General features: G+C 55.3%; 14 protein-coding genes. 11 read left to right on the forward strand and 3 right to left on the reverse strand.

All coding sequences use genetic code 11. The features are described from left to right. The first annotated feature begins 197 nt into the window (after window positions 1-197). From murB to ACTJJA_RS20345, 3 genes are read left to right on the forward strand one after another with little or no spacing between them, the layout of a single operon-like run. Entirely contained in the window at window positions 198-1,226 is a 1,029-nt protein-coding gene (murB, locus tag ACTJJA_RS20335) for a UDP-N-acetylmuramate dehydrogenase (protein WP_440669039.1), read from the forward strand. Continuing rightward, on the forward strand, window positions 1,223-2,185 hold the full coding sequence (gene birA, locus ACTJJA_RS20340) for a bifunctional biotin--[acetyl-CoA-carboxylase] ligase/biotin operon repressor BirA (RefSeq protein ID WP_440669040.1): 963 nt from the start codon (window positions 1,223-1,225) through the stop codon (window positions 2,183-2,185). Before murB ends, birA begins: the two co-directional genes overlap by 4 nt. A 16-nt stretch (window positions 2,186-2,201) precedes the next feature. After that, a complete protein-coding gene (locus tag ACTJJA_RS20345) occupies window positions 2,202-3,194 on the forward strand; it encodes a glycosyl hydrolase family 8 (protein ID WP_440669134.1) in 993 nt (330 codons plus the stop codon). Between the two features lie 34 nt (window positions 3,195-3,228). Here the strand turns inward: ACTJJA_RS20345 and bcsG are convergent, their stop codons facing one another. The 3 genes from bcsG to bcsE are packed head-to-tail and all read right to left on the reverse strand — an operon-like array spanning window position 3,229 to window position 6,654. After that, entirely contained in the window at window positions 3,229-4,908 is a 1,680-nt protein-coding gene (gene bcsG, locus ACTJJA_RS20350; RefSeq protein ID WP_440669041.1) for a cellulose biosynthesis protein BcsG, read from the reverse strand. Continuing rightward, the gene (gene bcsF, locus ACTJJA_RS20355; protein WP_427354154.1) at window positions 4,901-5,098 is read right to left on the reverse strand and encodes a cellulose biosynthesis protein BcsF; all 198 of its coding nucleotides are present in this window, start codon (window positions 5,096-5,098) and stop codon (window positions 4,901-4,903) included. Before bcsF ends, bcsG begins: the two co-directional genes overlap by 8 nt. Then, window positions 5,092-6,654, reverse strand: coding sequence for a cellulose biosynthesis c-di-GMP-binding protein BcsE (gene bcsE / locus ACTJJA_RS20360; protein ID WP_120159387.1), 1,563 nt, complete (start codon window positions 6,652-6,654; stop codon window positions 5,092-5,094). The genes bcsF and bcsE overlap by 7 nt, the downstream gene beginning before the upstream one ends. A 172-nt stretch (window positions 6,655-6,826) precedes the next feature. Here bcsE and bcsR point away from each other — a divergent pair, with 172 nt between their 5' ends. The 8 genes from bcsR (at window position 6,827) to ACTJJA_RS20400 (ending at window position 20,974) form a co-directional block, all read left to right on the forward strand. Further along, window positions 6,827-7,015 carry a cellulose biosynthesis protein BcsR gene (bcsR, locus tag ACTJJA_RS20365; RefSeq protein WP_010426045.1) on the forward strand — a complete coding sequence of 63 codons (189 nt, stop codon included), beginning with the start codon at window positions 6,827-6,829 and terminating at the stop codon, window positions 7,013-7,015. A gap of 11 nt (window positions 7,016-7,026) precedes the next feature. Further along, a complete protein-coding gene (gene bcsQ / locus ACTJJA_RS20370) occupies window positions 7,027-7,779 on the forward strand; it encodes a cellulose biosynthesis protein BcsQ (RefSeq protein WP_440669042.1) in 753 nt (250 codons plus the stop codon). After that, on the forward strand, window positions 7,776-10,391 hold the full coding sequence (gene bcsA, locus ACTJJA_RS20375) for a UDP-forming cellulose synthase catalytic subunit (RefSeq protein WP_440669043.1): 2,616 nt from the start codon (window positions 7,776-7,778) through the stop codon (window positions 10,389-10,391). Before bcsQ ends, bcsA begins: the two co-directional genes overlap by 4 nt. A gap of 10 nt (window positions 10,392-10,401) precedes the next feature. Further along, on the forward strand, window positions 10,402-12,825 hold the full coding sequence (gene bcsB / locus ACTJJA_RS20380; RefSeq protein WP_211447916.1) for a cellulose biosynthesis cyclic di-GMP-binding regulatory protein BcsB: 2,424 nt from the start codon (window positions 10,402-10,404) through the stop codon (window positions 12,823-12,825). Window positions 12,826-12,831: 6 nt separating this feature from the next. Next, window positions 12,832-13,938 (forward strand): cellulose synthase complex periplasmic endoglucanase BcsZ, encoded by a 1,107-nt coding sequence (gene bcsZ / locus ACTJJA_RS20385; protein WP_440669135.1) that lies wholly within the window; start codon window positions 12,832-12,834, stop codon window positions 13,936-13,938. Continuing rightward, complete coding sequence (bcsC, locus tag ACTJJA_RS20390) at window positions 13,920-17,402, forward strand: cellulose synthase complex outer membrane protein BcsC (protein WP_440669044.1); 3,483 nt, start codon at window positions 13,920-13,922, stop codon at window positions 17,400-17,402. The genes bcsZ and bcsC overlap by 19 nt, the downstream gene beginning before the upstream one ends. Window positions 17,403-17,521: 119 nt before the next feature. Then, a complete protein-coding gene (hmsP, locus tag ACTJJA_RS20395) occupies window positions 17,522-19,528 on the forward strand; it encodes a biofilm formation regulator HmsP (protein ID WP_214594975.1) in 2,007 nt (668 codons plus the stop codon). Between the two features lie 159 nt (window positions 19,529-19,687). After that, the gene (locus ACTJJA_RS20400; RefSeq protein ID WP_010426035.1) at window positions 19,688-20,974 is read left to right on the forward strand and encodes a dicarboxylate/amino acid:cation symporter; all 1,287 of its coding nucleotides are present in this window, start codon (window positions 19,688-19,690) and stop codon (window positions 20,972-20,974) included. Window positions 20,975-21,186 lie beyond the last annotated feature (212 nt).

A 21,186-nucleotide genomic window follows, 5' to 3' on the forward strand; every position in this document is an offset into this window, starting at 1 on the left:
GAAACGCCGTAGCGCCGATGGTAGTGTGGGGTCTCCCCATGTGAGAGTAGGGAACTGCCAGGCATCAAATAAGTAGAGAGGCCATCCGCAAGGATGGCCTTTTTGCGTTTTTGTACATCCCTCGTTTCCATAAACAAATCACCTATCCCCCCATATATACGGTAAACTATCCGCGTTTTTGCATCAGGATAGCGTCTATGAACCACTCCCTTAAGCCCTGGAATACCTTTGGCATTCAACGTAATGCTAAACAAATTGTACGTGCCGATAATGCTCAGCAGTTGCTGAATGCATGGCAAAACGCGACAGAAAACGGTGAACCTGTACTGATTCTGGGCGAAGGAAGTAATGTCCTGTTTCTCGATGATTTTGCGGGGACCGTAATCGTCAACCGCATCATGGGAATCGACGTTAAAGAGAGCGCAGAGGGCTGGCATCTGCACGTGGGGGCCGGAGAAAACTGGCACCATCTGGTGCAATTTACCCTCGAAAAAGGGATGCCCGGCCTGGAAAATCTTGCATTGATTCCAGGCTGCGCTGGATCGTCACCTATTCAAAATATCGGTGCCTACGGCATCGAACTAAAACACGTCTGTGAATATGTTGACTGCATTGAACTGGCAACGGGAAATGCGCAACGTTTAACCGCAGAACAGTGCCGCTTTGGCTATCGTGACAGTATCTTCAAACATGACTACCAGGACCGTTTCGTCATTGTGGCCGTTGGCCTGCGTCTGGCGAAGCAGTGGAACCCCGTTCTTACCTACGGCGATCTCACCCGTCTCGATCCGGCCACCGTCACCCCGCGCGACGTGTTTGAATCAGTTTGCCATATGCGAATGACCAAACTCCCGGATCCAAAAGTGAACGGAAATGCGGGCAGTTTCTTCAAAAATCCGGTCATCAGCAACGAAAACGCGAAAACGTTCCTCACCGGCTGGCCAACGGCCCCACATTATCCCCAGACGGATGGTAGCGTGAAGCTGGCTGCGGGTTGGCTTATCGACCAGTGCGAATTAAAAGGAACCACGATGGGCGGTGCTGCTGTTCATCGCCAGCAGGCGCTGGTGCTGATCAATCAAAACAATGCGACCAGCGACGATGTTGTGAAGCTGGCGCACCATGTCCGTCAGCGTGTGGGTGAAAAATTTAACGTCTGGCTGGAGCCTGAAGTTCGCTTTATTGGCCGTACGGGTGAAGTCAACGCCGTGGAGGCTATCGCATGAAGGACAATACGATCCCTTTAACCCTGATTAGCATCCTTGCGGACGGTGAGTTTCATTCTGGCGAGCAGCTAGGTGAGCAGTTGGGCATGAGCCGTGCTGCCATTAATAAACATATTCAGACGCTCCGCGACTGGGGTGTTGATGTGTTCACGGTTCCCGGAAAAGGCTACAGCCTGCCGGAGCCTATTCAATTGCTGAATGAAGAAGCGATCCGCAGCCAGATTGGACACGGCAATGTTGCGGTGCTGCCCGTGATTGACTCGACGAACCAGTACCTGCTGGATCGCCTGCCTGAACTGAAATCCGGCGATGCCTGCGTTGCTGAATATCAACAGGCCGGTCGTGGCCGTCGTGGACGTAAGTGGTTCTCGCCGTTTGGTGCGAATCTCTACCTGTCCATGTACTGGCGACTCGATCAGGGCCCAGCTGCGGCGATTGGGCTAAGCCTGGTCATCGGGATTGTGATGGCGGAAGTCCTGCACGATCTGGGCGCGGATAAGGTGCGGGTAAAATGGCCTAACGATCTCTACCTGAACGATCGAAAACTGGCGGGTATTCTGGTTGAGCTGACGGGAAAGACCGGCGATGCTGCGCAGATCGTCATTGGCGCCGGGTTAAACATGGTGATGCGTAATGTGCAGAACGATGTGGTGAACCAGGCCTGGACTAACCTGCAGGAAGCGGGCATCACTATCGACCGCAATATCCTGGCCGCGCGAATGATTAAAGAGTTGCGAAGCTCGCTCAGACTCTTTGAACAAGACGGGCTGGCACCGTTCCTGTCTCGCTGGGAAAAGCTGGATAACTTTATCAACCGCCCGGTGAAACTGCTGATTGGGGATAAAGAAATCTACGGCATTTCTCGCGGAATTGATGCGCAGGGGGCGCTGCTCCTGGACCAGGATGGCGCGATCAAACCCTGGATGGGCGGGGAAATCTCCTTACGCAGCGCTGAATAACCGGATTGTATTAATGATGCGAAAATCCGCATGCGCCACGCTGGCTGTCATGATGAGTTTGCTGTTCACGCCTTTCTCCCAGGCAGGCCAGGCCTGGGAGAGTTACAAAGCGCGCTTCTTTAAGCCGGATGGGCGAATCGTCGATACCGGCAACGGTGACGTTTCCCATACCGAAGGCCAGGGTTTTGCCATGCTGATGGCGGTGGCAAACGATGATAAAGCGACCTTTGATAAACTCTGGCACTGGACCAACAGTACGCTGAAGAATAAAGAGAGCGGTCTTTTCTACTGGCGTTATAACCCCGCTCAGGCAGACCCGATTGCCGACAAAAACAATGCCTCCGATGGCGATGTGCTCATTGCCTGGGCTCTGTTAAAAGCGAACGCGCGCTGGCATGACAAAGGCTACAGCACGGCATCGGATGCCATTACCAAAGCGCTGCTTGCCCATAACGTTATCCGCTATGCGGGTTACCGCGTGATGTTGCCCGGCTCACAAGGGTTTAAGCTGGACAATAACGTTGTGCTTAATCCTTCCTACTTCGTGTTTCCTGCCTGGCAGGCATTTGCTGACCGCAGCCATTTGCAAATATGGCGTCAGCTCACGCAGGACGGACAGCGGCTGCTGAAGAAAATGGGGTCGGGTAAAGCCAATCTGCCAACCGATTGGGTCTCTCTGGACACGAAAGGGACGCTGGCCCCTGCAAACGCCTGGCCACCCCGCATGAGTTATGACGCCATCCGCATTCCGCTGTACATCAGCTGGTCCAACGCGAAAAGCCCCTTGCTCACCCCGTGGCGCGCCTGGTTCGGTCAGTTTCCGCGTGAACAAACACCCGCGTGGGTTAACGTCACGACGAATGAATACGCCCCCTATATGATGGCAGGCGGTCTGCTGGCAGTGCGTGATTTAACGATGGGGCAGACGGTCGGTGAGCCCGACATCACTGCAAATGATGATTACTATTCGGCAAGCCTGAAAATGCTGGTGTGGATCTCAGAACAATAAGGCCCTCTCACCGCTGGGGAGAGGGCCAGGCCTTTTACTGCGGATACGGTACCCAGTCGCCGCCGTTCAGGCGAACATACGGTTTGTTCTGGTACTGGATCACCACCGCATTGGCGTTCTCCGATACCTCTGCCGTTTGTGGCAGACCGCTGGTGAGCTGATCCCAGTTCACGCTATCCTCAACAAACAGCTTGCCGTCTACCGCGCGGGCAACGAGTTCTGAAATCGCCAGATAACTGCTTGGCTGAGTGATTTCGATTGGCGCGCCCTGATGTGGGGTCTTCATCCCGAAGAATTTAATCCCGGCTGGGACGTTGGTAATCGACGGGCTTGGAATATCACGCAGGCCGGATACCTGCATCCTGTCGCCTTTCAGCGCGCCGCCGTGTTCAGGTACAACAACGACCATCACTTTACGGCCTGATTTATCCAGCTCGGTAAAGAACGCGTCCAGTTCATCAAAGAACTTCTGCGCACGAACTTTGTAATCCGCCGTTTTGCTCATGCCCGGGAAGTGGTTACCATCGTGAAGCGGCAGGGTGTTAAAGAATGTTGCACTACGCGAACCCTCTTCTTTGCTGACGGTCTGCAACCAGCGCTGTAGCACGGCAGTATCGTCATAAACCGGAGAACCATCGAAGCCCAACAGAGTGACCGGCAGACCCGTTTGGTCCATCAGCGGTGCCTGCATACCCCCTTCTTCACGCACCTCTTTCAGGAAGTTACCAAACTGACCGTTATGACCCAGCATCAGGTGCTGCGTAAAGCCCAGTTTGGACAGGTTATCAAACAGGTAACACTGGTTACCGGCTGGCTGATAGAGGTTCTTATGCGAAGGTTGACCGCAGCTTGCACGTAACAGGCGAATCGCTGCCGGGCCGCTGTAGGAGGTCGCAGAGTTGAAGTCTTTAAACTGAATATCGAAATGCGCCCACAGCGGATGCGACATTAATCCGGCTGCATCCACGTCCGCCCAGGAGAGAGAACAGATGTTGATCACCAGCAGTTCAAATGGCTGGGCGTCGGCAGGGAGCGCATCCGGGAATTTGGTCTGACGCTTATCTTCAGCGGTATAGAAACTGGAGAGCCACGCGTTCAGATTGGTGGAGGTGGGTGGTGCGGTTTGTGCAGGAATATCGCCAACCACCGGCGTATCGCCTGCCGTCGTGACGGTTGCTGCCGCCTTGCCACCGGTGGTGGTGACCGTTGTGGTCGGTTGACCGGCTGGCCACAGGGAGAAACTCGGCCCTGCCAGCGTCAGCACGTTTAACCAGACCATAATCGCGACGACAAACACCGTCACGCGGATCCACTGTGCCAGGAACAGCCAGGCGACCAGCAGCACAAACACCGCGCCAATCATCTGCCAGTTAATAAAGCGCTCAACAAGATCAAGCATATAGTCGGTACTGAAGCCCGCAACCTGCGAGCCCTGGCTCATAATGCTTTCCGGACCCGGTAGCCAGGTGTCATGCCAGAAGAGCGCGAACCCAATGGGGATAGCGACCCAGTGACGCAAACGATGCAGCCTGATATTGGGAATAGGCATCAGCAGGAATGCCATAAACACCAGGTTAAGCAGAGGGTGGAAATTAAGGTAGCCTGCCCAGAGCAGGCCAAACTTCACCAGAAAGTAGAAATTCCAGCCGGAAAGTCCGCGCCAGTATTGCCAGAGCGGCGAGGGCGCCGACGTGGTATAGGTAGAATTAGTCATGTTTTCGGTCTGCCTTGACGTTCGGAGCGCGTGTCAGTGTTCCGGCTGGTTTAAGGTAGCGGGGTTTTAGAAACATCAATCTGGCCGTATCGCGAATACGACGCAGAGAATGGCGCGCATAGTAGCCCAGCGGGAAAAAAATCAGCGCACACAGTACGACCAGTTGAATGATATCGCTGAGATTCATGATGATGCGCTCTCCTCGCCCTCAGGTAATAAGCGTCGTGGTTCGGGTATCCGCCGCCAGACATGCCCGTCATGCTTCGCATTCAGGATCGGTTTGACATCGTTTGCCATAGGTAAAGGTTTCGCCCATTGTTCAGGCGTCAGGGCGCGCATTTGCACCAGTTCAGCACTAATCAAATTATCTTCAAACCAAATCATGCGGTTAGAGAAAATATCGCCAGTCGGCAGAGGGAAGATATGGTTGAGCGCGGTGTCGAGATCGTTTACCCGGCAGAAGGATAAAAACAGCACCAGACGGTTATCGCCAATCGTCATGATGTCTCCGATGCGGTTGGGGCGACATAGCGTGAGCGCCTGCTCAACACGAATACCCGGCACCGGACGCAGGGCAACCATGACCCCTTTTCCGTCTGCTGGCAGCAGCGTATTACTCATCATGTTGCCGACGGCATCACAGAAGGTATCCCACTTTTGAAAACCGCGCAGTTTCATCGGCTGTGTCATTGAGAGCAAGGTGCCGATATCTTCCGGAACATGGCGGTTAAACTGCTGCCCCTGTATGCTCTCAATAAGTGTCAGGCAGCGCGACAGCGGCGCATTCCACGGTATGACCATATTTGCGCCGCAACCCAGCAGCAGCCGTTCGTCAGTGGCACGCAGGCTGGTATTATTTTCACGCACCACGATTTTTAACGCACTGCCGCGTTGACGGCGTAATGTGTGAATGTGTCTCGCCAGCGTTTCGATTTGGTTATTCTGCATGAGAGAAAAAACAATCGTAGCGGCCTGCGTCGTACGGGCTTCATTAAATAACGCTTCGTTAGTTTCAAACAGTGACCAATTTTCAGAAAGCGCAGGCGCACCTTCTAATACCGCAATGTGGCTCAGGATGCGTTTTTCATCGCTGCGTGGCTGAACCACGGTTTCTTCTTGTCGGGCGAGATGCCACTCTCCCTCGATATGTTTAAGGGTGAGCTGTTGACGAGCACTAACCCCTTTTTCATTGCACCAGAACGCAATATCGTAAAGATAGCTATCCGTCTGGTCATGGATACTTGCCAGACCGAAAAGAGAACGATATTCGCCCATTAACAGTGAAAAAAGCTTGTCATTATTACTGCTGGGGTTAACAACCAATAGTGTGCAGTTTTGATTTTTTGCCCACTTATTGATTCTGTTCAGCCAGCGAAGCAGTTTTTCTGAGGGGATATTTTGCAGCGCGTTATTCGAACATTTTAGAATCAGGAAATAGTGATCCGGATCAATCGAGCACTGAATATCGCGGGGCAAAAAGTATAGACTATCCGCCTCCGAAGACATGGAAAATAATCGTACGGTCTGTGGCCCACGGTCGTTTTCGAGCCTGATGATATTTTTAGGTTCTTCGCCCATCGTAATGACAGCCACGCGGGAATCCTTATCCTGTGCGGCGATTGTCTGGTTTACCAGACTTATGGCATCTTCGTTGCGATCCGTATTAATCCACCAGACTCCTCCGACTGGCATGTGGCGCAATTCGTCCCATAATGACTGGATGCCAATAGAAAATATGGAGTCCACGGTATCCCTCTTTTCGTCGAATTTATCTGTATCTCAGTTTACTAGCGAAAGCGTAGAAATAAACCTAACATTGAAATTAAAGAGCATCAGATTTAGCATGTAAATGAAATTTCGTGGGCAGGATGCCGACAACATCTGATCGTGTGATTTTACGCTAAGGGATGAATTAATCATGCATAATAACGAATCCGGAACGCCTGTAGACTCAAGCCTGGGTTACACATTTCAAAACGATTTTCTGGCGCTGACGCAGGCTTTCTCTTTGCCCGAAATAGATTACACCGATATTTCCCAGCGGGAACAGTTGGCCGCGGCTATTAAACGCTGGCCGTTATTAGCTGAATTTGCCCAACAACAATAAGGGAGCCATTGATGGCCATACTAGGATTACAGGGCGTCCGTGGTGGTGTAGGTACAACATCCGTTACCGCGGCGCTGGCGTGGTCATTACAGCTGTTAGGCGAATCGGTGCTGGTTATTGATGCCTGCTCCGACAATTTGCTGCGCATGTCATTTAACGTCGACTTTACGCATACAAAGGGTTGGGCCCGCGCGCTGCTCGACGATAAAGACTGGCGTGACGCGGGTATGCGCTATACCTCCCAGCTTGATTTACTTCCTTATGGTCAATTGACTGAAGCTGAGCGTGAGAATGAAGCCGCGTATCAGCGTCTGCTTTCGCAATTTACGACCGCGTTGAAGAGCCTGGAGGAAAAAGGGCAGTATCAGTGGATATTGCTGGATCTGCCGCACGGCGCCGCCGCGCTGACACGCCAGCTTATCGCGCAATGTGACCATGTCCTCTCCATCGTGAATGTGGATGCGAATTGCCATATCCGCTTGCACCAACAGCCGTTGCCCACAAATGCCCATCTTCTGATTAACGATCTTCGCATCAACAGCCAGATCCAGGACGATCTCTATCAGGTTTGGCTGCAAAGCCAGCGCCGTCTGCTGCCGATTGTTATCCATCGCGATGAGGGAATGGCGGAATGTCTCGCCTCCAAGCAGCCGCTCGGTGAATATCGGGGCGATTCGCTGGCAGCCGAAGAGATCCTGACGCTGGCGAACTGGTGCTTATTGCACTTCGCGAAAAGACCGGAATCAGCCGGGAGTACGGTATGAGTCGCCTGTCTAACGGGTTACTTATCCCGCCGGTCAGTTCGCGTTTAAGCGAGCGCTACCGGCACTACCGTCGACATGGCGCGTCGTCGCTGAGTGCCACGCTCGGTTGCTTCTGGTTAATCCTGGCCTGGATATTTATTCCACTCGAACACCCCCGCTGGCAGGGTATTCGTGCGCGTCACAGTGAACTCTATCCGCACATTAACCCTGACCGTCCAAAGCCTCTCGATCCCGCACGCTATGCGATTCAGGCCATCTGGCTGGCAGCGACGTCGGCCAGAGTGGAAAAATCCACGCCGCGCTGGCGTAGCTTCGATCGTGTGCAGAACTTGCGTGAACGCTATCACCAGTGGCTGGACAGGCTTCCCGACCGCGTCGGCGACAAAACCAGTCATCTGGATAATCATAAAGAGCTCGGGCACCTGCACCCGGGCTTCAGGCGTTTTATCCTCGGCGTCATTGTGGTGTTCTCGCTCATTCTGGCACTGGTCTGTATTACGCAGCCGTTCAACCCGCTGGCACAGTTCACCTTCCTGATCCTGCTCTGGGGCGTGGCGCTGCTGGTGCGGCGCATTCCGGGACGCTTCTCCGCCCTGATGCTGATCGTGCTGTCACTGACGGTTTCCTGCCGCTATATCTGGTGGCGTTATACATCAACGCTGAACTGGGATGACCCGGTCAGCCTGGTGTGCGGTCTGGTTCTGCTGTTTGCTGAAACTTACGCGTGGATTGTGCTGGTCCTGGGCTATTTCCAGGTTATCTGGCCGTTGAACCGCCAGCCGGTTCCGCTGCCAAAAGACACCACCCAGTGGCCGTCGGTCGATCTCTTTGTTCCGACTTACAACGAAGACCTGACGGTGGTGAAAAACACCATTTATGCCGCATTAGGTATCGACTGGCCGAAAGATAAGCTCAAAATCTGGATCCTGGATGACGGTGGCCGCGCCGAGTTTCGCCAGTTTGCGGAGGAGGTCGGCGTAGAGTACATCGCCCGTACCACCCATGAACACGCGAAGGCCGGTAACATTAACAACGCCCTGAAGTATGCCACCGGGGAGTTCGTCTCCATCTTTGACTGCGACCACGTGCCAACGCGCTCGTTCCTGCAGATGACGATGGGCTGGTTCCTGAAAGAGAAAGAGCTGGCGATGATGCAGACGCCACACCACTTCTTCTCACCGGATCCGTTTGAACGCAACCTCGGTCGTTTCCGTAAAACCCCGAACGAAGGCACGCTGTTCTATGGCCTGGTGCAGGACGGAAACGATATGTGGGACGCCACTTTCTTCTGCGGCTCCTGTGCCGTTATCCGCCGCAAACCGCTGGATGAGATTGGCGGTATTGCCGTTGAGACGGTGACGGAAGATGCCCACACCTCGCTGCGTTTACACCGCCTTGGCTATACCTCCGCCTACATGCGCATTCCACAGGCGGCAGGGTTGGCGACAGAATCGCTGTCGGCGCATATCGGCCAGCGTATTCGCTGGGCGCGTGGCATGGTGCAAATTTTCCGCCTCGATAACCCATTGATGGGTAAAGGGCTGAAGCTGGCGCAGCGCCTGTGCTACGTCAACGCCATGTTCCACTTCTTATCCGGTATCCCGCGGCTGATCTTCCTCACCGCGCCGCTGGCATTCCTGCTTCTTCATGCCTACATCATTTACGCTCCGGCGCTGATGATCGCGCTGTTTGTTCTGCCGCACATGATCCACGCGAGCCTGACGAACTCGAAGATCCAGGGGAAATATCGCCATTCGTTCTGGAGTGAAATCTACGAAACCGTGCTGGCCTGGTACATTGCCCCGCCAACCATGGTGGCGCTGATTAACCCGCACAAAGGCAAGTTTAACGTCACCGCGAAAGGTGGGCTGGTGGAAGAGGAGTATGTCGATTGGGTGATCTCCCGTCCGTATATCTTCCTGGTCCTGCTTAACATCGTCGGCGTCATCGTAGGCATCTGGCGTTACTTCTACGGCCCGGAAAACGAGGTCCTGACGGTATTCGTGAGTATGGCGTGGGTGTTCTACAACCTGATTATCCTCGGTGGAGCGGTAGCCGTATCGGTCGAGAGCAAACAGGTACGTCGTGCGCACCGCGTCGAGATCAGCATGCCGGCAGCAATAGCCCGCGAAGATGGTCACCTCTTCTCCTGTACCGTGCATGACTTCTCTGACGGTGGTTTGGGCATCAAAATCAACGGTCAGGCGAAGGTGCTGGAAGGACAAAAGGTCAATCTGCTGCTCAAGCGCGGTCAGCAGGAGTATGTCTTCCCTACGCAGGTTGCGCGTGTGGCGGGTGATGAAGTGGGTCTGAAGCTGATGCCGCTGACCAAAAAGCAACATATTGATTTTGTGCAGTGTACGTTTGCCCGCGCGGATACGTGGGCTCTCTGGCAGGACAGCTTCCCGGAAGATAAACCTCTGGAAAGCCTGCTGGATATTCTGAAGCTGGGGTTCCGTGGCTATCGTCACCTTGCAGAATTTGCCCCGTCGTCGGTGAAATTAATTTTCCGGTCACTTACTTCACTGGTTTCCTGGGTCGTGTCGTTCATTCCGCGTCGGCCTGAGCGAGATGAAGCGAAGCAGGCAGACCCGGTTATGGCTCAACAATGATGATAACGCGATGAAAACAAAACTTTCCTGGTTATGTGCAGTGGCAATGGGGATGAGTGCGCTCCCTACAACAATGGCTAACGCAGCGCCTGATAACGCAGCGGCCACGCCTGCCCCTACGGTTCCGGTGGTTGCGCAAGCGACCGATCCTGTTGTCACGGCAGCTCCGGGGCAAACGGAAAACGTGGTCCCGAATAAGCCGACGGCGGGGAATACCTTACCTGCCGACAGCCAGGTCGTTGGGCAGGTGATGCCAGGCGTACGTGGTGCCAGTGCGCCTGTCGTCGCCGAAAATGTGCCGTCGCGCGATGTGAAGCTGTCGTTCGCCCAGATTGCCCCGCCGCCGGGCAGCATGGTGCTGCGTGGCATCAATCCTAATGGCGGCGTTGAGTTTGGGATGCGTAGCGACGAAGTGGTATCGAATGCGGTATTGAATCTGGAATACACGCCGTCACCGTCACTGCTGCCCGTTCAGTCTCAGCTCAAGGTCTACCTGAACGATGAACTGATGGACGTTTTGCCGGTCACCAAAGAGCAACTGGGTAAGAAAACCCTGGCTCAGGTGCCGATCAACCCGCTGTTCATCACCGACTTTAACCGTGTCCGTCTGGAATTCGTCGGCCACTATCGCGATGTGTGTGAAAACCCGGCCAGCAACACGCTGTGGATGGATATTGGTCGTAACTCCTCGCTGCAGTTGACCTATCAGCCGCTGGCGTTGAAAAACGATCTCTCGGCCTTCCCGGTCCCGTTCTTCGACCCGCGTGACAATCGCCCGTTAAACTTGCCGATGGTCTTTGCCGGTGCGCCTGATGTGACGGAACAGCTTGCCGCCACCATCGTGGCCTCCTGGTTTGGCTCTCGCTCCGGCTGGCGCGGCCAGAGCTTCCCGGTCATGTACGACAAAATGCCGGACAAAAACGCCATTGTGTTTGCCACTAACGCCAAACGCCCGGCGTTCCTGCGCGAACACCCGGACGTGAAAGCGCCGACGATTGAAATGATCAACCACCCGGACAATCCGTATGTGAAGCTGCTGGTCGTCTTCGGGCGTGATGAGAAAGATCTGGTGCAGGCGGCAAAAGGCATTGCGCAGGGGAATGTTCTCTTCCGGGGAAACAGCGTTGTGGTGGACGAGGTGAAACCGCTGCTGCCGCGTAAGCCTTACGATGCCCCTCACTGGGTGCGTACCGATCGCCCTATTAGCTTCGGCGAGCTGAAAACATATGAAGAGCAACTGCAGTCGACCGGCCTTGAGCCTTCTCCTGTCAGTTTGTCGATGAATCTGCCGCCCGATCTGTATCTGCTGCGCACCAACGGTATTGATATCAACCTGAACTACCGTTACACAGCGCCGTCGACCAAAGACAGCTCGCGGATGGATATCAGCCTGAACAACCAGTTCCTGCAATCATTCAGTCTGACGAGCAACCAGGAAACCAACCGCCTGATGCTCCGCCTGCCTGTGCTGCAGGGGCTGCTGGACGGTAAAACCGATGTATCCATCCCGGCGCTGAAGCTTGGCGCGATAAACCAGCTGCGTTTCGACTTCCAGTATATGAACCCGATGCCTGGCGGTTCGGTCGATAACTGCATCACCTTCCAGCCGGTACAGAACCATGTTGTGATTGGCGATGAGTCCACTATCGACTTCTCGAAGTATTATCACTTTATCGCGATGCCGGATCTGCGTGCGTTTGCCAACGCCAGCTTCCCGTTCAGCCGCATGGCCGATTTGTCTGAGTCGATTATTGTGATGCCGAAAGCGCCAAATGAGGGTCAGGTGTCGACGCTGCTGAATACGATGGGGACCGTTGGGTCGCAAACCGGTTTACCGGCCATCAACGTCTCGCTCACCGACGATGGCAGCCAAATCCAGAACAAAGATGCCGATATCATGGTCATTGGCACCATTCCGGATAAGCTGAAGGATGATAAACGCGTCGATCTGCTGGTGCAGGCTGCCCAGTCGTGGGTTAACACGCCGCTGCGCCAGACCGAGTTCCCAAGCATTATGCCGGACAGCGGTGACCGCCAGGCCAGCGTTAAAACCAGCGTAAGCTCAACGGGCCCGATGGCGGCAATCGTGGGCTTCCAGTCACCGTACAACGACCAGCGCAGCGTGATCGCCCTGCTGGCAGACAGCCCTCGCGGGTATGAACTGTTAAATTCGGCCATGAACGACAGCGGTAAACGGGCCGCCATGTTTGGTTCTGTCTCCGTTATCCGTGAGGCGGGCGTCAACAGCCTGCGCGTCGGCGATGTCTATTATGTCGGTCATCTACCGTGGTTCGAACGTCTGTGGTATGCCTTGTCCAATCATCCGGTCCTGCTGGCGATTCTGGCTGCAGTGAGTGTGATATTGCTGGCATGGGTGCTGTGGCGTCTGCTGCGTATCATCAGCCGTCGTCGTTTGAATCCGGATCATGAGTAAGCTGTGATGAAAGGCTTTCGCTGGTGTGTATTCGCCGTGTTGATGCTGGCGGCGACGAATCTACGCGCCGCCTGTAGCTGGCCTGCCTGGGAACAGTTTAAACAGGACTACATCAGCGAAAGCGGGCGCGTTATCGATCCCAGTGACGCGCGAAAAATTACCACCTCTGAAGGGCAAAGCTACGCGCTGTTCTTTGCCCTGGCAGCAAACGATCGTAAAGCGTTCGATTTGCTGCTGGCGTGGACGCGCGATAATCTCGCCGGGGGCGATTTAGCGTCCAACCTGCCTGCCTGGCTGTGGGGGCAAAAGGACAAAGAGACCTGGGCGGTTATCGACCCAAACTCCGCGTCCGATGCCGATATCTGGATTGCCTGGTCGCTGCTGGAAGCAGGGCGGCTGTGGAAAAATCAGGACTACACCCGCACAGGTAAGGGGCTGCTTAAACGCATCGTCAGAGAGGAAGTGGTGAAAGTGCCGGGTCTGGGCTTCATGCTGCTGCCGGGTAAAACCGGATTTGCCGAAGAGAATGCCTGGCGCTTTAACCCCAGCTACCTCCCGCCACAGCTAGCGAACTATTTCACCCGATTTGGTACGCCGTGGACCACGCTTCGTGAAACCAATCTGCGTTTATTGCTGGAGACGGCACCGAAAGGCTTCTCCCCGAACTGGGTGCAGTACCAGAAAAACAGAGGCTGGCAGCTCGGTCAGGATAAATCGCTGGTGGGTAGCTATGACGCCATCCGCGTTTATCTCTGGGTGGGCATGATGAATGATAAAGACCCGCAGAAGGCTCGGCTGCTGGCACGCTTTAAGCCAATGGCAACGGTGACGGCAAAGCAGGGTGTACCGCCGGAGAAAGTAGACGTGGCAACCGGAAAAAGGACGGATAAAGGCCCGGTCGGTTTTTCTGCCTCTCTGCTCCCTTTTTTACAGAATCGGGACGCGCAGGCAGTGCAACGACAGCGCGTCGCCGATCGTTTTCCTGATAATAATGCCTATTACAGCTATGTACTGACCCTCTTTGGGCAAGGGTGGGATCAGCATCGTTTTCGCTTCACAACACAGGGTGAATTAATACCGGATTGGGGCCAGGAATGCGCAAGTTCACAATAAATCTACTCAGTTTATCGCTTGGCCTGGCACTGATGCCAATGGCCGGGGCCGCCAATTCCCCCCAGCAGCAACAGTTGCTGGAGCAGGTTCGTCTGGGCGAATCGACGCAGCGTGAGGATTTGGTTCGCCAGTCGCTTTACCGCCTGGAGCTGATCGACCCGAATAACCCGGACGTGATTGCCGCACGTTTCCGTTATCTCTTACGTCAGGGAGATAACGCGGGCGCGCAAAAAGAGCTGGACCGCCTGAAAGGCATGGCGCCGAGCTCCAGCGCATACAAAACGTCCCGCAACACGATGCTGCTCTCCACGCCGGATGGCCGCCAGGCCTTGCAGCAGGCTCGCCTGTTGGCGACGACAGGTCATACGCAGGAAGCCATTGCAGCCTATGACAAACTGTTTGCTGGCGATCCGCCGGATGGCGACCTGGCAGCAGAATACTGGACGCTTGTAGCCAAAGAGCCCGCCAGACGGAATGCCGCCATTAATCAGCTGAAGAAGATTAATGCCAGTAATCCGGGCAATACGCAGCAGCAGGCTGCGCTGGCGCAACTCCTGTTCCAGAGCGGACGCCGCGATGAAGGTTTTGAGGTGTTGCAGGCGATGGCGAAATCCAACAATGGCCGCAATCAGGCATCTGATATGTGGTATCAGCAAATAAAAGATCAGCCTGCCAGCAGTGCCAGCGTCAGCGCGCTGCAGAAATACCTCACGGTGTTTAGCGATGGCGACAACGTGACGGCGGCGCGGGCACAGCTTGACGCACAGCAAAAACAACTTGCCGACCCAACGTTCCGCGCCAAAGCCGAAGGGCTAGCCGCAGTGGATGCCGGGCAGGGCGGTAAAGCGGTGGCAGAACTGCAAAAAGCGGTCAGTGCCAACCATACCGACAGCGAAGCCGTGGGCGCGCTGGGCCAGGCCTATTCACAAAAAGGTGACCGCGCTCGCGCGGTGGCGCAGTTTGAAAAGGCAATCGCCCTCGATCCGCAGAGTGATAATCGGGGCAAGTGGGACAGCCTGCTGAAGGTCAACCGCTACTGGCTGCTGATCCAGCAGGGTGATGCTGCGCTGAAAGCTAACAATACTGCCCAGGCGGAGCGCTATTTCCAGCAGGCGCGCAATATCGATAATACCGACAGCTATGCGGTGTTGGGGTTGGGCGATGCCGCCGCCGCGCGCAAAGATAACGACGCTGCCGAGCGGTATTACCGTCAGGCGCTGCGCATGGACAGCGGCAACAGCAATGCGGTGCGCGGCCTCGCCAATGTGTATCGCGCGCAGTCGCCGGAGAAGGCGACACAGTTTATTCAGTCACTCTCGGCCAGCCAGCGTCGCAGCATAGATGATATTGAACGTAGCCTGACCAACGAACAGCTCTCCGCGCAGGCAGAGCAGTTGGAAAACCAAGGACAATACGCCCAGGCCGCAGAAATTCAGCGTCGTCGCCTTGCGCTCTCGCCGGGAGACGTATGGATCACCTACCGTTTGTCGCGAGATCTCTACAGCGCGGGTCAGCGCGGTCAGGCGGATACTCTCATGCGCCAGCTGGCAAGCCAGAAGCCGGGCGATCCGGATCAGGTCTACGCCAACGGGCTTTATCTCTCAGGGAACGATCAGGATCGCGCCGCGCTGGCGCATCTGGATACCCTGCCGCGCGACAAGTGGAACGGCAATATTCAGGAGCTGGCTGACCGACTGCAGAGCAATCAGGTGCTGGAAACCGCTAACCGCCTGCGTGACAGCGGGAAAGCGCAGGAGGCTGAAGACCTGCTTCGTCAGCAGCCGGCATCCACACGTATCGATTTAACGCTGGCAGACTGGGCAGAACAGCGTGGCGATCATAACGCCGCGAAAGCGGCCTACAGCACCGTGCTCCAGCGTGAGCCGCAAAACGAAGATGCGCTCCTCGGACTGACCGAAGTTTATATCGCGCAAGGTGATAAAGACGCGGCGCGTGCCGAGCTGGCGAAACTGCCTGCCGCGCAAAATGGTCAACCGCCGTCGCTCAATATGCAACGTCGGATCGCCATGGCGCAGGCTGGCCTGGGCGATTCTGCCGCCGCAGAGCAAACCTTTAGCAAGATTATCCCTCAGGCCAAATCGCAGCCCGCATCGATGGACAATGCGCTGGTGCTGCGTGATGCGGCACGATTCCAGGCCCAGAACGGCCAGCCGCAGCAGGCGCTGGAAACCTATAAAGATGCGATGGTGTCGTCCGGCATCACGTCAACTCGCCCGGCAGATAACGACAGCTTCACCCGCCTGACGCGAAATGATGAAAAAGACGACTGGCTGAAGCGCGGCGTGCGCAGCGATGCCGGTGATTTGTATCGCCAGCAGGATGTGAACGTCACGCTGCAACACGACTACTGGGGCTCCAGCGGCACCGGTGGCTATTCCGACCTGAAAGCGCATACCACGATGCTGCAGGTCGACGCGCCATTGTCAGATGGACGCATGTTCTTCCGAAGCGATCTGGTCAATATGGACGCTGGCTCGTTTGCCACCAGTAACGGCACCTACGATCCGAAATGGGGTACCTGTGCCGAAACGCCATGTAGCGGCAACACGAACCAGTCAGCGAACGGCGCTAGCGTGGCCGTGGGCTGGCAGAATAAAACCTGGGCGTGGGATCTGGGTACGACGCCAATGGGCTTCGACGTGGTGGATGTGGTCGGCGGTGTGAGCTACAGCAGTGACCTGGGGCCGATTGGCTACACCCTGAACGCGCATCGTCGTCCTATCTCCAGCTCTGTGCTGGCCTTCGCCGGGCAAAAAGATACCAATACCAACACCACCTGGGGCGGCGTCCGTTCGACCGGCGGCGGTGTGAGCGTAAGCTATGACAAAGGCGAGGCGAACGGTATCTGGTCGAGCCTGAACATGGACAGCCTGACCGGTAAAAATGTGGAAGATAACTGGCGCATCCGCTGGATGACCGGCTATTACTACAAGCTGATCAACGAGAACAACGAACGTCTGACGGTCGGTGTCTCTAACATGCTTTGGCATTACGACAAAGATCTCAGTGGCTACACGCTGGGACAAGGTGGCTACTACAGTCCGCAGGAGTATGTCTCCTTTGCGTTGCCCGTCACCTGGCGTAAGCGTACTGAGAACTGGTCATGGGAGCTGGGCGGTTCGGTCTCATGGTCGCATTCGAAGACGAAAGACGAGTTGCGTTATCCGAAACAGGGTCTGATCCCAACCGATGAGCCAGGCCGCTATACCGACAGAGGCGAAATGGAAACCGGTAGCAGCTCCTCCGGTACAGGTTATACCGCGAGGGCGATTATCGAGCGCCGCGTGACCTCCAACTGGTTTGTCGGTCTGGGCGTGGATATTCAGGAAGCAAAAGACTATACCCCGAGCCATGCGCTGCTCTACGTGCGTTATTCTGCTGCAGGCTGGCAGGGTGATATGGACCTGCCGCCAGAGCCGCTGGTCCCTTACGCCGACTGGTAATCGGATTTAACTTAATCCAATTGTAAGTCTCTCTTAAAAGTGCAGCAATCGGGTATACTCAGGCGCACCAGGTTCACTCCCTGGTGCGCCCTGCGCTTCGAGTTCTGTGGAGAGTCATTTTGCGTGTTAGCCGTTCTTTAACGATCAAACAGATGGCGATGGTTTCAGCCGTCACGATGCTGTTTGTCTTTCTCTTCAGCGTTATTTTGCTGTTTCATGCCGTACAGCAGAATCGCTACAACACGGCTTCGCAACTCGAAAGTATTGCCCGCGAGGTGCGTGAGCCGCTGTCGGCCGCGATCCTGAAAGGGGACATTCCCGACGCGGAAACCATTTTAAAACGCATCCAGCCTGCGGGTATTGTCAGCCGCGCGGATGTCGTTCTGCCTAATCAGTTTCAGGCGTTACGGATGCGCTTCATTCCTGAACGCCCCGTTCCGGTCATGGTCATGCGCATGTTTGAGCTACCGGTGCAAATTTCCCTGCCCATCTATTCACTGGAACGTCCGGCCAACCCTCAGCCGTTAGCCTACCTTGTCCTTCAGTCAGACTCTTATCGCATGTATAAGTTTGTCATGAGTTGGGTTGCGACGTTAGTGACTGCTTACTTACTTTTGACGCTTATTTTGAGCGTCGCGCTCACCTGGTGTATTAACCGTTTGATTGTGCATCCGTTGCGCCGCATCGCCAGAGAGCTGAACGATCTCCCGCCGCAGGAGCAGATAGGCCACCAGATTGCGCTACCGCGTCTGCATCATGACGATGAAATCGGCATGCTGGTGCGCAGCTACAACATCAATCAGCAGCGCATTATGCGCCAGCAGGATGAACTCAATATCAGTGCTACCCGTTTCCCGGTGTCCGATTTGCCAAATAAAGCCTTCCTGATGGCGATGCTGGAGCAGACGGTTGCCCGCCAACAGACCACCGCGCTGATGGTGGTCGCCTGCGAAACCTTGCAGGATACGGCGGGTGTGCTCAAGGAGAGCCAGCGTGAAATGCTGCTCCTGACGCTGGTGGAAAAGGTGAAATCGGTGCTTGCCCCACGCATGGTGCTGACTCAGGTTAGCGGCTATGACCTGGTGATCATCGCGCATGGGGTGAAAGAGCCATGGCACGCTATTACGCTAGGTCAGCAAGTGCTCACTGTCATTAATGAGCGGTTACCGATTCAGGGGATCCAGCTTCGTCCGAGCGCCAGTATCGGGATTGCGATGTTCTACGGCGACCTGACGGCAGAGCAGCTTTACCGTCGCGCATTCTCAGCGGCCTTCACCGCGCGACGCAAAGGGAAGAATCAGATCCAGTTCTTCGACCCGGAGCAGATGGAAAAGGCGCAGCAGCGTCTGACCGAAGAGAGCGACATACTGACCGCGCTGGACAACCGCCAGTTTGCCATCTGGCTGCAGCCGCAGGTCAATTTGCTCACCGGTGAAGTGAACAGTGCCGAAGCGTTGCTGCGTATGCAGCAGCCGGATGGCTCGTGGGAACTGCCTGAGGGGCTGATAGACCGGATCGAATCCTGTGGCCTGATGGTCAGCGTGGGGTACTGGGTGCTGGAAGAGTCCTGCCGCCAGCTTGCGGCCTGGCAGGAGCGGGGTATCACCCTGCCGCTGTCGGTAAACCTCTCCGCCTTACAGCTGATGCACCCGACCATGGTGTCGGAGCTGCTGGAGCTGATCCACCGCTATCGCATCCAGCCGGACACGCTGATTCTGGAAGTGACGGAGAGCCGTCGTATTGACGACCCGAACGAAGCCGTGGCGATCCTGAAACCGCTGCGTAACGCGGGTGTTCGCATCGCGCTGGACGATTTCGGTATGGGCTACGCCGGACTGCGGCAGCTTCAGCATATGAAAACGCTGCCGGTCGACGTGCTGAAAATCGACAAAACCTTTGTCGATGGGCTACCGGAAGACAGCAGTATGGTCGAGGCCATTATCCAGATGGCGCGCAGTCTCAACCTGCATGTGATTGCTGAAGGTATCGAAAATGAAGACCAGCGAGACTGGCTGGCTAAAGCGGGTGTAGAGGGCGGCCAGGGCTTCTTATTTGGCCGGGCCGTGCCGTCGGACATCTTCGAAAAAAGCTACCTTGCCGACGTGGGCAATAACGCAAAAGTGTAATTTTGTTGCTGGCTTGTGCGAGTCAGTTCAAAGTTCTTAACATTTGTGTTTCAAATTTGAACCTGGTTTATTTCTGTCCTGTTATGTGGGTGTTATTTTAGAGCCGCAGGTTAACCATAACCTTAAAAAGCCTGTGGTTTTTCTTCCCAAGGACACCCTATGAAAACCTCAATCTTCAAAAGCCTTTACTTTCAGGTCCTGACAGCCATCGCAGTCGGTATTCTGCTTGGCCACTATTACCCTGAACTGGGCGCACAAATGAAGCCGCTTGGCGACGCATTCGTGAAGCTCATCAAAATGGTCATTGCCCCGGTCATCTTCTGTACGGTGGTGACGGGTATCGCTGGCATGGAAAGCATGAAGGCGGTCGGCCGTACCGGTGCAGTGGCGCTTCTCTATTTCGAAGTGGTCAGTACGCTTGCCCTGATTATCGGCCTGATCATTGTTAACGTCGTTCAGCCTGGCGCGGGAATGAACGTTGACCCGGCCACGCTCGATGCGAAGGCGGTAGCCGTTTACGCCGAGCAAGCGAAAGATCAGGGGGTTGTCGCCTTCCTGCTCGACGTGATTCCGAGCAGCGTTATCGGCGCATTCGCCAGTGGCAATATCCTGCAGGTGCTGCTGTTTGCCGTGATGTTTGGCTTTGCCCTGCACCGTCTGGGCAGCAAAGGCCAGCTCATCTTCAACGTCATTGAAAGCTTCTCGCAGGTCATCTTCGGCATCATCAACATGATCATGCGTCTGGCCCCGATCGGTGCCTTCGGCGCGATGGCATTTACCATCGGTAAATACGGCGTCGGCACACTGGTACAGCTGGGTCAGCTGATTATCTGCTTCTACATCACCTGTATTCTGTTTGTGGTGGTGGTGCTGGGCTCCATCGCCCGTGCGGCGGGGTTCAGCATCTTCAAGTTCATCCGCTACATCCGCGAAGAGTTACTGATTGTTCTGGGCACCTCGTCCTCTGAGTCGGCGCTGCCGCGTATGCTCGATAAGATGGAAAAACTGGGCTGCCGGAAGTCGGTGGTGGGGCTGGTGATCCCGACGGGCTACTCCTTTAACCTGGACGGCACCTCGATATACCTGACGATGGCCGCGGTGTTTATCGCCCAGGCGACCAACAGCCATATGGATATCTTCCATCAAATCACCCTGCTGGTGGTGCTCCTGCTCTCCTCGAAAGGGGCGGCGGGTGTTACCGGAAGTGGGTTCATTGTGCTGGCGGCGACCATTTCAGCGGTGGGACACCTGCCGGTGGCTGGCCTGGCGCTGATCCTGGGTATTGACCGCTTTATGTCTGAAGCGCGCGCCTTAACCAACCTGGTGGGTAACGGTGTGGCTACGGTGGTGGTGGCGAAATGGGTGAAAGAGCTGGATCACAAAAAGCTCACCGATACGTTAAATAATCGCCCAACTGACAGCAAATCAGCAGGTTTATCCTCTTAATCACGTCATAATTGCCCGCATTCCCTTGTCGGGATGCGGGCTCCTGCGCATAATAATGCTTCATACCTGTCATACTTCGACAAGATTTTTTTTGGGTATATTTCACTTCCCTCCGTGACGTTTGGCTTAACACGCGGTCTAATCGGAGTGTTTTCATCGTCATCTTTAGAGTGCTCACGTCACGAGACACTCTTTTTAACCAGGAATGTTGA

This window comes from Enterobacter sp. 22452, from assembly GCF_052045065.1.
Taxonomy (GTDB): Bacteria; Pseudomonadota; Gammaproteobacteria; order Enterobacterales; family Enterobacteriaceae; genus Enterobacter; species Enterobacter mori.